Below are 13,377 nucleotides of genomic sequence, written 5' to 3'. Positions count from 1 at the left end.
GACTCTCCTGGACGCCCGGACGGTCTGTCAAGTACCGCCCCGCGAAGGGCTGACGCCCGGCCCGTCCCTCCAAGCGTCGACGTCCGGTGCGTGCGGCACCCGCCGCACCTTGATGACGAACACCGCGATCAGCACCGCGAGCGAGGCGAACACCAGGCCCATCTGGAAGGCGGTCGCGATGCCGTGCACCAGCACTTCCGAGGAGTACGGCGCCGGCAGTTTCCCGCTCGCCCTGAACTGGGCGGCCTGCTGCGGGGTGGCCTGCCGCAGGAACTTCCCGACCTGCTGCCCGGCCTCGTTGCGACTGGCCGTGCCGTACACCGTGACCAGGATCGACAGGCCGAGCGAACCGCCCACCTGCTGGGTGGTGTTGAGCATCCCGGTGGCCGCGCCGGTCTCGTGCGGGGCGACCTGAGAGACGGCGGTGAGCATCACCGGGACGAAGATCGAGCCCATCCCGAAGCCGAACAGCAGCGTCGGCCCGAGGATGCCGCCCGTGAAGGTGCTGTGGATGTCGATCCTGGTCGCCCAGAACACCCCGCTGAGCACCAGGACCGAGCCGGTGACCAGGAACGGCTTCGGGCCCCACCGCAGCTGGTTGCGCGCGGCGAACTGGGCGGCCGTGACGATCGCCGCGCTGATCGGCAGGAAGGCGAAGCCGGCCCGCAGCGGGCTGTAGTCGAGGATCTCCTGCACGAACAGGGTGATGAAGAAGAAGATGCTGAACATCGTCGCCGCCATGCACAGCATCAGCCCGTACGCGCCGGAGCGGTTGCGTTCGCGGAACAGGTGCAGCGGGGTGATCGGCTGCGGCACGTGCCGCTCGTTCACCAGGAAGGCCGCCAGCAGCGCGACGGCCAGGCTGAACGCGGTGAGCGTGACGGCGTCCGTCCAGCCGTGGTCGGAGGCCCGGATGAAGCCGTACACCAGCGACACCATGCCCACCGTCGCGGTGAACGCACCGGTCAGGTCGAAGCGCCCGGGGTGCCGCTCGGACTCGTTGATGTACAGCGGCGCCAGCACGGCGATCGCGACGCCGATCGGTACGTTGACGAACAGCACCCACCGCCAGGACAGCCAGGAGGTCAGCATGCCGCCGAGCAGCAGGCCGACCGCGCCACCCGCGCCGGCGACGGCGGAGTAGACGCCGAAGGCCCGGTTGCGCTCCGGGCCCTCCTTGAAGTTGGTGGCGATCAGTGCCAGCGCGGTCGGCGAGGCGATCGCCCCGCCCAGGCCCTGCAGGGCCCGGGCCGCCAGCAGCCAGGCCGAGGACTGGGCGACGCCGCCGAGCAGCGAGGCGAAGCTGAACACCAGTACGCCGACGATGAACACCCGCCGGCGCCCGAGGATGTCGCCGGCGCGGCCGCCGAGCAGCAGCAGCCCGCCGAAGGTGAGGGTGTAGGCGTTGATGACCCAGGACAGGTCGGTGGTGGAGAACTTCAGCGCCTGCTGGATGTGCGGCAGGGCGATGTTCACGATCGTGATGTCGAGAACCACCATCAGCTGGGTGGCCGCGATGACGGTGAGCGCTATCCCCGGGTGCTGGCCTCGACGTGCGGTCGCGGGCGGAGCCGGGGCCAGGGCGCGGGAGGTGGCCATGGCAGGTTCCCCAATGGCTCGGGGGCGGCGAACGGCGGGCAGGGGACGGATTCGTTCGCCACGACCGACAGTAGCCCCGGCAGATAGGGAACACAACCGTTCATTACGGACAAGCGGCGATTTCCGGACAATCGCTGATCGGAGGTGTGAAAGCGGCTCGATGCCGGGGACCGCTACGTCCGGGTCGCGGCCTGCTTGACGGTGCGGATCACCGGCGCCGTCTCCACCTGGAGCACGGCCGGGAGCGCGGCGACCCGGGTGGTCAGATAGCGGTACAGCGCCCGCTGGTCCGCGCACACCACGGTGGCGTACAGGTTCGTCGGGCCGGTCGTGGCGGCCGCGAAGGCGACTTCGGGGTGGCCCGCCAGTGCCCGGCCGGCTTCTTCGAGGTGCGGGGGAGCGACCGAGAGCCACAGCAGGGTCCGGGTGCCGAAGCCGAGCAGGCGCTTGTCGCAGTCGACGTCCAGATAGAGCACCCCGCGTTCGCGCAGCTCCGTCATCCGGCGCCGGACCGTCGTGGGCGACCAGCCGGTGAGCTCGGCCAGCTGCTCGAAGCCGGCGCGGCCGTCGGCGGCGAGCGCGGCGAGCAGCCTGCGGTCGCCGTCGTCGAGCCGCACCGGTCCGGGCCGATCCGGCAGTAGGCGGTCCGGCAGCGGCCGCTGCGGCAGCGGGGGCGGGCGCAGCGCCTCGACGGCCGCCGCGTCCAGTGGGCCCAGCTTGGCGATGAGGCTGTCCGGGCCGCCGTAGAAGGTGTGCAGCACGGAGTGGGCGCTCACCCCCTCCACCCGCGGGGTGCGGGGCAGGCGGGCCAGCAGCAGCGCCTCGCTGTCGGCCTCGCTCTCGGCGCGGACCGTGCAGGTGATCTCGGTGCCGCCGGAGGAGAGGCTCACCCAGGAGGTCTCGGGGCGCCGCGCCAGCGCCTCGGCGACCGCGACCGAGGCGGACGGCGCGCAGCGCACCCGCAGGAGCCACAGCACCGCGCCCAGCGCCATCGGGTCGACCCCGCCGAGCACCCGCACCGCGCCGGTCGAGCGCAACCTGGCGTACCGGCGGGCGACGGTACGGTCCGACACCCCGAGGGCGGCGGCGATCGTGCTGAACGGGGCCCGGCCGTCGACCTGCAGGGCGTGGACGAGGCGGCGGTCCAGGTCGTCGTAGTCGGATTCCACCGCGCCGAGCGTAGCCGGTGTCGGATACCGCCGCCATCGCACCGGTCACTCGTCCAACAGCCCCCGGCGGAGCGAGCGTTGTTCCCGTCCCGAGAACCACTGTTCGACGAGAACCAGGGAGAGAACCATGGACACCGACGTCCTCATCGTCGGCGCCGGCCCGACCGGCCTGACGGCGGCCAACGAACTGCTGCTGGCGGGCGCATCGACCGTACTGGCCGACCGGCTGCCACAGCGCAGCGCCCTGTCCCGGGCCGGCGGCATGCAGTCCCGCACGGTGGAAGCGCTCGACCAGCGCGGCCTGCTGGAACCGATGCTGGCCGCCGGGGACCACCCGGTCGGCACCAGCCACTTCGTCGGCATCCCGCTGCCCGCCGACGGCGCCTCCCGCCCCCGACTGCCGTGGCGCTCCGTCCCGCAGGTCGTGCTGGAGGGCTTCTTCGAAGACCATCTCGCCGCGCAGGGCCTGCACGTCCGGCGCGACCACGAACTGGTCGCCCTCACCCAGGATGGGGACGCCGTCACCGCGACCTTCGCCAACGGCCGTACCGCGCGGGCCCGTTACCTGATCGCCGCGGACGGCGGCCACAGCACGGTGCGCTCGCTGCTGAAGGCCGAGTTCCCCGGCCGGGCGGGCACCGCGACCACGGTCGCCGCCGACGTCCGGCTCAGCGGCACCGAGGACCTGGGGACGCACCACCGCGCCGAGGACGGCACCTGGGCGGCGGTGTTCCCGCTCGGCACCGACGACCGGGGCAGGCCGCTGCGCCGCCTCGCCCTGGGCGGGCCGGGCCGGTCGGTGCCCAGGGACGTCCCGATCACCGAGGAGGAGATCCGCACCGGGCTGCGGGCCGTGTTCGGCGAGCGGGTGCAGCTGCTCGAACTGTGCCACGCCCGCCGGATCACCAACGCGGCCCGGCAGGTCGCCCAGTACCGGCACGGGCGGGTGTTCCTGGCCGGCGACGCCGCCCACGTCCACCTCCCGCTCGGTGCCCAGGGCATGAACACGGGCATGCAGGACGCCTTCAACCTCGGCTGGAAGCTCGGCGCCGCCGTGCGCGGCTGGGCATCGGAGGGGCTGCTCGACAGCTACCACACCGAACGCCACCTGGCCGGCGCCCTGGTGCTGCGTAACGTCCAGGCGCAGAGCCTGCTGATGGACTGGGCGGGCACCGGCGACCCGGAGGTGACGGCCGCCCGGCAGCTCTTCGCCGAGCTGGCCGAACTGCCGGAGGTGCGGCGCCGTCTCGGCGAAGTGATGGCGGGGATGGCCACTCGCTACCCGATGCCGGACGCCGGCCCCCACCCGCTCCTCGGCGGCCCCGCACCGGACCTCGACCTCGGCCCGGCCCGGCTGCACGAACTGCTGCGGTCCGGGCGCGGGGTCCTGCTCGATCCGCAGGGCACCCTGGCGGAAGCCGTCGCCCCCTGGTCGGACCGGGTCGACCGCACCACCGGCCGGGGCGCTGCGACCGAGCCGATGCTGGTGCGCCCGGACGGCTACGTCTGCTGGGTCGGCACCCCGGAAGCCCTGCGGCCGTCCCTCGCCCGCTGGTTCGGCGCCCCGACGTCCGGCTGATCCTTCCCCGTGCCGGGCTGCGGGCGGCCGCCCGGTCCGCCCGCACCACGGCCTGGTATCGGGGTCACCGGCATGGCCTCACCCTCCGCGGCCTCCCAGGGGTCCCGGGCCTGTGAGCCGCGCGCTCAGGAGGCCGTCGGGTAGCCGCGGGTGCGGACGAGGGCGTGGGTGAGCTCGGTGAAGGCGCGGGTGGCGGCGCTGCGGTAGGCGTCGGCGCGCCGCAGCAGGGTGACGGTGCGGGTGGGGAGCGGAGGGTCGAGGGGGATCCGGGCGAGGCGGGGGTGGTCGTGGGTGACGGCCTCGGGCAGGACGGTGGCGAGCGGGGTGCGCTGGACGACCTCGGTCAGGGCCTGGACGGAGTTGGCCTCGACGGCGATGCGCGGGCTGACGCGGTGCTGGGCGAAGTAGCCGTCGATGTGCCCGCGGGTGGCGAAGTCACCGCTGAGCAGGGCCAGTTGCCGTTCGGCGAGGTCCCGTACGGGGAGCGGTCCTGGCTGGTCGGCGGTGGGGTGGCCGGTGCCGGTGACCAGGGTGAGGGTCTCGGTGAACAGCTCGGTGGCGGTGACGCCGGGCAGATGGGGGCCCTGGAAGGCGATGCCGAGGTCGAAGTCGTCGGTCAGCAGGCCGGCTTCGATGCGGTCCTGGCTGGTCTCCCGCACGGTCAGGGTGACGCCGGGGTGCCGGGCGTGGAGCTCGGCGGTGAGCGGGCCGACGAGGTAGGCCGTGAAGGTGGGAGTGACGGCCAGGCGCAGCTGCCCGCGCGAGAGGTCCTGGACGTCGTGGACGGCGCGTTCGGCGGCGGCGAGGTCCCGCAGTGCGCCGCGGGCGTGGTGGGCGTACGCCTGGCCGGCGTCGGTGAGGCGCACGGTGCGGCCGGTGCGGTCCAGCAGCTGGGTGCCCAGGGTCCGTTCGAGCTGCTTGATCTGCTGGGACAGCGTGGGCTGGGAGATGTGCAGCTCCTCGGCGGCGCGGGTGAAGTTGCCGTGGTCGGCCACGGCGAGCAGATAGCGCAGGTGGCGCAGTTCCAGAGCCATGGGAGCAACTATAGATGGCATCAATGGAATCCATGGGCACCACGTCTTGGACACTATAGAAGCAGGTCATGCACAGTGGATCTCGCCAGGCCGCACCGGCCCGGCCGCCACGAAAGGAAGTGACCCCATGCGTGACTTCGCCCAGGGCATCGCACGCTTCCAGCAGGACGTCTTCCCCGTGAAGGAAGAGCTCTTCACCCGCCTGGCCGCCCACCACGCCCCGCACACGCTGTTCATCGGCTGCTCGGACGCCCGCGTCGTACCGGAGCTGATCACCGGGTCGGAGCCGGGCGAGCTGTTCGTCATCCGCACCGCCGGCAACCTGGTGCCCGCCTACACCCCGGGGGCCGACGGGGTCACGGCGAGCATCGAGTACGCCGTCGCCGCCCTGGGCGTGCGGGACATCGTCGTCTGCGGGCACTCCGCGTGCGGCGCGATGACCGCCCTCGCCCACGGCCACGACCTCAGCGGCGCCCCGGCCGTCGCCGACTGGCTGCGGCTCGCCGACGCCTCGGTCGCCCGGACCGCCACCGCGGGGGACGTACCGGCCCTGGTGCGGCACAACGTACTCGCCCAACTGGCCAACCTGGCGACCCACCCGTCCGTCGCCCGCGCGCTCGCCGAGCGGACGGTCACCCTGCGCGGCTGGGTCTTCGACATCGCCACCGGCCGCGTCGAGGACCTCACCGCCGACGGCCGCGCAGCCGTGCTCGCGGCCTGACGCGGAAACACCACCCCTGAACCCGGCGGCTCCGCACACGATCCGCGCAGCCGCGAAGCCGAAAGGAACTCCCCATGGTGCACGCCCAGTTCGACCCCGCCGCCCGCCAGGCCCTCGCCGTCGCCGCCGTCGACGCCAAGACCCGCAAGGACCTCAGCTGGCAGCGGATCGCCGACGCCTCCGGCCTGTCGGTCGCCTTCACCACCGCCGCCGTCCTCGGCCAGCACGCCCTGCCGGAGGACTCCGCCAAGGCCGTCGCCGAACTGCTGGGCCTGGACGACGACGCGGCGCTGCTGCTCCAGACCATCCCCACCCGCGGCTCGATCCCCGGCGGCATCCCCACCGACCCGACCATCTACCGCTTCTACGAGATGCTCCAGGTCTACGGCACCACCCTCAAGGCCCTGGTCCACGAGCAGTTCGGCGACGGCATCATCTCCGCGATCAACTTCAAGCTCGACGTGAAGAAGGTCGCCGACCCCGAGGGCGGCGAGCGCGCCGTCATCACCCTGGACGGCAAGTACCTGCCGACCAAGCCCTTCTGATCCGGTCCTCCGGCGGGGCGGGCCGCCGCCCGCCCCGCCGCCACCGGCCGGCTCCTGCGCTTGTAGCCCCTTTCCTCAGGGCGCGATGAGCCCGGGTAAGGGGCCGTACTCGGCGCAGAAGTCACAGTCGCAGCTGGTCATGGAGTTGGCCTGGCAGTGGGCGGTCTCCCAGTACAGCGAAGCGCAGGGCCCGGGGTCGACGGGGGAGCCGTCGTCGGGCAGCGTGCGCCGGCACCAGTCGCACCCGACGGCGGCCGCCACACCCGCGCGACGCAGGACCTGTGCCGCGTGGGAAGCGACCTCGAACGGGACATCCGACACGAGGGCCGCGGACCCGGCGTCCAATACCTGGCCGCTGCGCCACAAACTGAGCCCGGTCACCGTACGGACCGCCTTGAGCGCCGCCGGACCGCGGGGCGAGGCACCGGCCAACCGCACCGTGAATTGCGGGTCCTCCACAGTTCTCCTCCAGTCGTCACCGCTCGCGCCGAGCGCCGATCCACCCCGAGCACGGGCATAGTGGGCCTCATTCCCTCGTAGAACTGACTGGACGTCAATGGGATTTGGCGCCTCAGGACTTTGGTTCCCTGCAGTCTGTCGACCCGGGCGGTTCGGGGGCGCTGCGCGACCGCACGGGTGCGGCTGGCAAGCTGGGGCGGTCGGGGTGCCGCCGGGTGCCCCGCGGCGAGGGGGTCTGTGGTGGGTGGGTCGGTGGTTCGGCGGGTGCCTCCGTTGGATCCGCAGGTGGGGGCAGCCGTGGCGGCCGCCGGTGGGCGGGCCCGCGAGGTGCTCACCCCGGAGGGCCTGACGGCCTGGCAGGAGCGCGACGCGGCCGCCCGGCCCCGTCCGGCGCTCGACCAGTTGCGCGACGGCGGCCGGTTCGAGGTGGCGGAGCTGCGGGTGCCGCGGGCCGACGGCGAGGGAGAGGTCACGCTCGTCAGCGGGCGTCCCACCGGAGTCGGCGGCTCGCTGCCGGTGCTGTACTACCTGCACGGCGGCGGGATGGTGACGGGCAACGCGTGGTCCGTCCTGCCGCGACTGCTGCGCTCGTGGGCGCTGCCGCTGGGGCTGGCGGTGGTGTCCGTCGAGTACGGGCTCGCGCCGCGCACCCGCTTCCCGGGGGCCGTCGAGGACTGCTACGCCGGGCTCGCCTGGGTGGCCGAACACGCCGACGCGATGGGCGTGGACGTGCGGCGCCTGGTGATCGGCGGCAAGAGCGCCGGTGGCGGGCTCGCCGCGGCCCTCGCCCTGCTGGTCCGCGACCGCGGCGGTCCGGCGCCGGTCGGTCAGCTGCTGCTGAGCCCGATGCTCGACGACCGCGGCGAGACCTTCTCCAGCCACCAGATGGCCGGCCACGACACCTGGGACCGCGCCTCCAACGCCACCGCCTGGCAGGCCGTGCTCGGCGACCGGTACGGCGCCGCCGACCTCTCGCCGTACGCCGCCCCGGCCCGTGCCACCGATCTGTCCGGGCTGCCCGCCGCGTACGTCGAGGTGGGGTCCGCCGAGACCTTCCGGGACGAGGCCGTCGCCTACGCCGACGCGATATGGCGGGCGGGCGGTGAGGCCGAGCTGCACGTGTGGCCCGGCGCCTGCCACGGCTTCGACACCCTCGCCCCGCACGCGGCCGTCTCCCAGGACGCCCACGACGCCCGCACCCGCTGGCTGCGTCGCATCCTGCCGTCGGCGTGAGGAGTCGCGACGGGACGCCGCCCCCGGCGTGAACCGCCCGCCGCGGACGACTCGCCCCGGGCGACTCGCCGCATTGACCGTGCATGTTCACCAATTCCAATGGGATAGCCGCGAGTTGGTGAGAACCAGGTAAAACCGAACATCTCTCCGCGCGGTGGCCCAGTGCTGTTCACGTCCTGGCCGCCGCCGGTACACCGAGGACTCCCAGCCTGGGGGCCGCACCGCCGCAGCCACCTGCCCTCACCCTCCACAGGAGCCCTCCGTGACCCGTCGTTATGTCCGGCTGGCCGCCACCCTCGGCGCCGCCGGTGTGCTGGCCGGATCCACCGTCGCCCAGGCCGCCGCCGCCGAGGAGGGCCGGGGTGCCCACGCCAAGCACGTGCTGCTGGTCTCGGTCGACGGCCTGCACCAGTCGGATCTGGCCCGGTTCGTGGCCGCGCACCCGCAGTCGGCCCTGGCCCGGCTGGTCCGCGGCGGCGTCGAGTACACCCACGCCGGCACCACCAACCCCTCGGACTCCTTCCCCGGCATGGTCGCGCAGCTGACCGGCGGCGGCCCCGGCACCACCGGCGTCTACTACGACGACACCTACAACGCCGCGCTGCTCCCGGCCGGCACCACCGACTGCAAGAGCGCCAAGCCCGGTGTCGAGGTCGACCTCACCGAGGACCTGGACAAGAACCAGAACTCGATCGACGCCGGCCAGGGCCTGTCCGGCCTGCCCGGTTCCATCCTGCGGATGACCGGCCGGCCGCAGACCCTGATCGACCCGGCCAAGCTGCCGGTCGACCCGCAGACCTGCAAGCCGGTCTACCCGCACTCCTACCTCCAGGTGAACACCGTCTTCGAGGTGGCTCGCCAGGCCGGTCTGCGCACCGCGTGGTCGGACAAGCACGCCGCCTACGACATCCTCAACGGCCCCTCCGGCGAGGGCGTCCAGGACCTCTTCACCCCGGAGATCAACAGCAAGGCGACCGGCTACGACGGCGACTGGACCAAGGACAACCAGGCCACCGAGCAGTACGACTCGTACAAGGTGCAGGCCGTCCTCAACGAGATCGACGGCTACGACCACAGCCGCTCGCAGCAGGTCGGCACCCCGGCGGTCTTCGGCCTGAACTTCCAGTCCGTCTCCACCGCGCAGAAGCTCAAGAGCTCCGAGGGCCTCCAGGGCGGCTACGTCAGCAAGGGCGTGCCCGGCCCGCTGGTCGAGAAGAACCTGGAGTTCGTCGACCAGCAGATCGGCGCGCTGACCGACGAGCTGCGCAAGCAGCACCTGGACGGCTCCACCACCGTCATCCTCTCGGCCAAGCACGGCCAGTCCCCGATCGACCCGACCGCCCTCAACCGGATCGACGACGGCCCGCTGCTGGACGGCCTCAACGCCGCCTGGAAGGCCGCCCACCCCGGCGCCGGCGACCTGGTCGCCCACGCGGTCGACGACGACGGCGTGCTGCTCTGGCTGAACGACCGCTCCGCGGCCGCCACCGAGTTCGCCAAGAACTACCTGCTGGCGCAGAACGGCAACGGCGTCGACATCAACGGCAAGGCCCGCCCCTTCACCGAGAGCGGCGTCCAGAAGGTCTACGCCGGAGAGGATGCCGCCGACTACTTCCACGTCAAGCCGGGCGACCCCCGGGTGCCGGACGTCTTCGGCGTCGCCCAGTACGGCGTCGTCTACACCGGCGGCAGCAAGATCGCCGAGCACGGTGGTGACCACGCCGACGACCTGAACGTGCCGCTGGTCGTCTCCGGCGCCGCCACCCCGGACGGCGTCCGCCACGACGAGAAGGTCGAGACCAAGCAGATCGCGCCGACCATCCTGAAGCTGCTCGGCCTCAAGCCGAACGCCCTGCAGGCCGTCCGCGAGGAGCACACCCGGGTGCTGCCGGTCCGCTGACGACCGGATCGTCGGTCGATCGGAACGCCGGAAGCCCGGATGTCCGGATGAGCGACCCTAGCGGCCGTACGCCGACTGCGTACGGCCGCTCAGCTGGGCCGTGGAGCTCCCACACACCGTGGGCGCAGCCTCGCCGAGCGGCGATCGCCGGGTTCAGTCCGGGCCGGTCACGGTGGTAGCAGAGGAACTCCATGCCGGCAGTCTCTCTTCGAGTGGGTGACCGGGTCGAGCGGTTTGATCCCCGGTGCAAGTGTCGGGCGAACGTCGGGCCAACGTCGTGGCCGCAGGCGTGCCGGGGCCGCGAGGATGGGTCGCGTCAGCCGGTCAGCTGACACGGCAAGCGCCACGGAGCACGGCGCCGGATCGGCCCGGTGGTGGTTCGGCAGGGTCGGCGCCGCTTCCGGATCGTGCACGTGCTCCGTCCGCTCACTCATCCTGCGAGGAGAGTTCATGCGCAAGCAGATCTGCACCGGCCTCGGAATCCTGGCCCTGGTGACGGCCGCCCTCGGTGCGGGCGTCGGGTCGGCTTCGGCCGCCGACAGTCGCGCGAACGTCGGTACGGTTCGCGCCGCAGCGGGGCTGAACTACGTGGGCCAGTACCGGATCCACAACAGCTACAACGGCAAGTGCCTGGACGCGGACCTCAACACGATCGGCGCCAACGGCACCAAGGTCCAGCTGTGGGACTGCAACGGCTGGACCAACCAGAACTGGACCCTGTGGACCGACGGCACGGTCGACTACATCCAGAACAACTACAGCGGCCGGTACCTGGACGCGGACCTGAACACGATCGGCGCCAACGGCACCACCGTCCAGCTCTGGGACTACGACGGCTGGTCCAACCAGCGGTGGAACTTCGCCAGTTACGGGGTGGTGAACGGCTACAACGGCCGAGTGCTGGACGCGGACCTGAACACGATCAGTGCCAACGGCACCAAGGTCCAGCTCTGGGACAGCAACGGCTGGTCCAACCAGACCTGGACGCTTGAGGCGATCTGACCCTCCTCGGGTCCTTCCCGGCAGCCTGCCCCACCAGAGCTGCCGTGACGGACGGTGGCGCCGACTCACTCCGAGTCGGCGCCATCGTCATCGGCGGTGTCTCCGCCATCGAGCCGATCGCGGAACCGGGGGTGCCTGCGGCCGGCGCGCTCCCGAATCGCGGTCGTCGACTGGAGAGCCGCCAATCCGTGCAATGCCCGGCCCTCGGCTCTTGCCAGGTCAAGCCCCGGGGCGAAGGCGGCCGACGCGCCAGGGTCAGTGGCCGAGATCACCTGACTGGGGATCAGCCGACGAGGCCGGTTCGCGTCGAGGGGCGGGCGAGGGCGGGAAGAGTGGCGGGGTGGCGTTCACCGGGCGCTCCGGGTCTCGGGCGACCGGCTGGTCAGCCAGTCGTGCCGGACTTCCCAGGTACGGCCGTCCGCCGTGGCGCCGCGCAGGCCGTGCAGGGTGTCGGGGCCGGCGAGGGCGATGACCCGCGGCTCGGCGAGGGAGGCGAAGCCGAAGGTCCGCTCGGGGGCCCAGGTGGTGCTGTGCCGCAGCCGTCGGGCCATCTGGACCCAGCCGGGCGGGGCCGCGGCGACCACCCAGGCGTCCGGGGCCTGGGCGGTGAACCGCTGGGCCGGGCGGAGCCAGGAGGCGGCCTGCTCGGGCCAGTCGGTGACGGCGAGGACGGATCCGCCGCGGGCCCGCCAGGCGTCGGCGAAGGCCTGGGCGCTCGCCCGGGAGGCGTCGTCCCGGCTGTGGCCGACGGCAACCGTGTGCACCCGGGGGCGGGCGGCGCTCAACAAGCCGAGCAGGGCGGCGAGTTCGGCTTCGGTGTGCCCGGCGGGGGAGGGCAGTGGCCCGTAGCCGCCGAGCGCGCCGGGGCGGACCAGCGGGGACGGGCCGGGGGAAGTGGAAGGGGAAGGGGTCATGTCTGCTGCTCCTGCTGCTGGGCTTTCCACCGCAGGTACTTCGCGGGCAGGCAGACCGCGCAGGGCCGGTAGCCGGCCGCGAGCGCCGTCGGCTCGTCCGCGAAGAACACCCGGTGGGGTACGTAGCCGCCGGCGGCGATGGCGCGCCGGGCGGACGGGCAGTCGAGCCGCCCGTAGATGCGGCCGCGCCGGTAGCCGCCGAGGGTGCCTGGATGGGGACCGGTGCGGGTGCGGCCGTCCGGGCCGAGCAGCCGGTAAGTCCGCTCAGGGGCTGGTTCGTCGGCGTCGGCCATGGCGTCTCAGGCGTCGTGGAAGACGAGCCCGAGGGCGTGCCGGCGGCCCGAGCGCACGGTGCTCACGCCGTGCCGCACCGGGCCCGCGGAGAAGCCCCGGGTCGAGCGGATGGGCCGGTCGCGGGTGGTGAACACCAGGCCGTGGCCCTGCGGAAGGACGGTGCTGGTGCCCCGGGACTGCGCGCGGGGGCGCTGTTCGACGAGGAGGAACTCGCCGCCGGTGTAGTCGGTGCCCTGTTCGTCGAGGCCGATGACCACCTGGAGCGGGAAGACGAGGTCGCCGAAGACGTCGCGGTGCAGTGCGTTCCAGTCGCCGGCCTGGTAGCGGAGCAGGATCTGCGAGGACTTGGCCTGCCCGGCGGCGTGGCACCGCTCCAGCCACTCGTCCAGGCTGTCGGGCCAGGGCGCGGGCCGGCCGAGCTTCTCCGCCCAGCCGCGGGCGATGGTGAGCAGGTGCGGATACAGGGCCTGGCGCAGCGCGTGGACCGGCTCGGGCAGGTCGTGGGTGAAGTAGCGGTACCGGCCGGAGCCGAAGCGGTGGCGGGCCATGTCGACGGTGGTGCGGAACAGCTCGTCGCGGTCGTAGAGCGCGGCCAGGTCGCGGCATTCCCGGCGGGTGAGGAGCTGCGGGGTGAGCGCGCAGCCGTGGGCGTCGAGCTCCTCGGTGAGGGCCGGCCAGTCGGCCGAGTCGACGCGCTCCTGGGCCGGGGAGGGCGCAGGGGCGGGGGCGGTTCGGGTGGTCACGGTGTCCAGTCTCCGGCTCGCCGGCGGTCGTCGCTGGCGGTTTTCGGACCGGATGTTCGACGGGCTCGCAGGCCGGGGGGGGGCCCCCCCCCGGGGGGGGGGGCCCCCCGCGGGGGGGGGCCCCCGCGGAGGGGGCGGGGGGGGGGGGGGGGGGGGGGGGGGGGGTGTTTTTAGCGACCCCCCGG

General features: G+C 73.1%; 13 protein-coding genes. 6 read left to right on the top strand and 7 right to left on the bottom strand.

Annotation, left to right across the window (positions count from 1 at the left end; translation table 11 throughout):
- Window positions 1–27 precede the first annotated feature (27 nt).
- Together ACIG5E_RS10670 and ACIG5E_RS10665 are read right to left on the bottom strand one after the other, a co-directional pair.
- The gene (locus ACIG5E_RS10670) at window positions 28–1,599 is read right to left on the bottom strand and encodes an MFS transporter (RefSeq protein ID WP_396532931.1); all 1,572 of its coding nucleotides are present in this window, start codon (window positions 1,597–1,599) and stop codon (window positions 28–30) included.
- A gap of 173 nt (window positions 1,600–1,772) precedes the next feature.
- The gene (locus tag ACIG5E_RS10665; RefSeq protein ID WP_396532930.1) at window positions 1,773–2,768 is read right to left on the bottom strand and encodes an Lrp/AsnC family transcriptional regulator; all 996 of its coding nucleotides are present in this window, start codon (window positions 2,766–2,768) and stop codon (window positions 1,773–1,775) included.
- A gap of 127 nt (window positions 2,769–2,895) precedes the next feature.
- Here ACIG5E_RS10665 and ACIG5E_RS10660 point away from each other — a divergent pair, with 127 nt between their 5' ends.
- Window positions 2,896–4,347, top strand: a complete 1,452-nt coding sequence (locus ACIG5E_RS10660; protein ID WP_396532928.1) for an FAD-dependent monooxygenase — start codon at window positions 2,896–2,898, stop codon at window positions 4,345–4,347.
- A gap of 125 nt (window positions 4,348–4,472) precedes the next feature.
- Here the strand turns inward: ACIG5E_RS10660 and cynR are convergent, their stop codons facing one another.
- Window positions 4,473–5,381 (bottom strand): transcriptional regulator CynR, encoded by a 909-nt coding sequence (gene cynR / locus ACIG5E_RS10655; RefSeq protein ID WP_396532927.1) that lies wholly within the window; start codon window positions 5,379–5,381, stop codon window positions 4,473–4,475.
- A gap of 127 nt (window positions 5,382–5,508) precedes the next feature.
- Between cynR and ACIG5E_RS10650 the strand changes: the two genes are divergently transcribed.
- Both ACIG5E_RS10650 and cynS read left to right on the top strand, forming a co-directional pair.
- Complete coding sequence (locus ACIG5E_RS10650) at window positions 5,509–6,102, top strand: carbonic anhydrase (RefSeq protein ID WP_396532926.1); 594 nt, start codon at window positions 5,509–5,511, stop codon at window positions 6,100–6,102.
- Between the two features lie 74 nt (window positions 6,103–6,176).
- Window positions 6,177–6,647 carry a cyanase gene (gene cynS, locus ACIG5E_RS10645; RefSeq protein ID WP_396532925.1) on the top strand — a complete coding sequence of 157 codons (471 nt, stop codon included), beginning with the start codon at window positions 6,177–6,179 and terminating at the stop codon, window positions 6,645–6,647.
- Between the two features lie 75 nt (window positions 6,648–6,722).
- Here cynS and ACIG5E_RS10640 read toward each other — a convergent pair whose 3' ends face one another.
- Window positions 6,723–7,106, bottom strand: coding sequence for a hypothetical protein (locus ACIG5E_RS10640; protein WP_396532924.1), 384 nt, complete (start codon window positions 7,104–7,106; stop codon window positions 6,723–6,725).
- Window positions 7,107–7,391: 285 nt separating this feature from the next.
- Between ACIG5E_RS10640 and ACIG5E_RS10635 the strand changes: the two genes are divergently transcribed.
- The 3 genes from ACIG5E_RS10635 (at window position 7,392) to ACIG5E_RS10625 (ending at window position 11,241) form a co-directional block, all read left to right on the top strand.
- Window positions 7,392–8,339, top strand: a complete 948-nt coding sequence (locus tag ACIG5E_RS10635; protein ID WP_396532923.1) for an alpha/beta hydrolase — start codon at window positions 7,392–7,394, stop codon at window positions 8,337–8,339.
- Window positions 8,340–8,601: 262 nt separating this feature from the next.
- Window positions 8,602–10,239: an alkaline phosphatase family protein gene (locus tag ACIG5E_RS10630; RefSeq protein WP_396532921.1), complete on the top strand. Its 1,638-nt coding sequence runs from the start codon at window positions 8,602–8,604 to the stop codon at window positions 10,237–10,239.
- Between the two features lie 450 nt (window positions 10,240–10,689).
- Window positions 10,690–11,241, top strand: coding sequence for an RICIN domain-containing protein (locus tag ACIG5E_RS10625; protein WP_396532920.1), 552 nt, complete (start codon window positions 10,690–10,692; stop codon window positions 11,239–11,241).
- 347 nt (window positions 11,242–11,588) lie between these two features.
- Here ACIG5E_RS10625 and ACIG5E_RS10620 read toward each other — a convergent pair whose 3' ends face one another.
- The 3 genes from ACIG5E_RS10620 to ACIG5E_RS10610 are packed head-to-tail and all read right to left on the bottom strand — an operon-like array spanning window position 11,589 to window position 13,192.
- Window positions 11,589–12,155, bottom strand: coding sequence for a hypothetical protein (locus ACIG5E_RS10620; RefSeq protein WP_396532919.1), 567 nt, complete (start codon window positions 12,153–12,155; stop codon window positions 11,589–11,591).
- The gene (locus tag ACIG5E_RS10615; protein ID WP_396532917.1) at window positions 12,152–12,448 is read right to left on the bottom strand and encodes an Ada metal-binding domain-containing protein; all 297 of its coding nucleotides are present in this window, start codon (window positions 12,446–12,448) and stop codon (window positions 12,152–12,154) included. Before ACIG5E_RS10615 ends, ACIG5E_RS10620 begins: the two co-directional genes overlap by 4 nt.
- 6 nt (window positions 12,449–12,454) lie before the next feature.
- The gene (locus ACIG5E_RS10610) at window positions 12,455–13,192 is read right to left on the bottom strand and encodes a 2OG-Fe(II) oxygenase (RefSeq protein ID WP_396532916.1); all 738 of its coding nucleotides are present in this window, start codon (window positions 13,190–13,192) and stop codon (window positions 12,455–12,457) included.
- Window positions 13,193–13,377 lie beyond the last annotated feature (185 nt).

Source organism: Kitasatospora sp. NPDC053057, assembly GCF_044546945.1.
GTDB lineage: Bacteria > Actinomycetota > Actinomycetes > Streptomycetales > Streptomycetaceae > Kitasatospora.
This window is presented reverse-complemented; position numbering and strand designations above follow the sequence as displayed.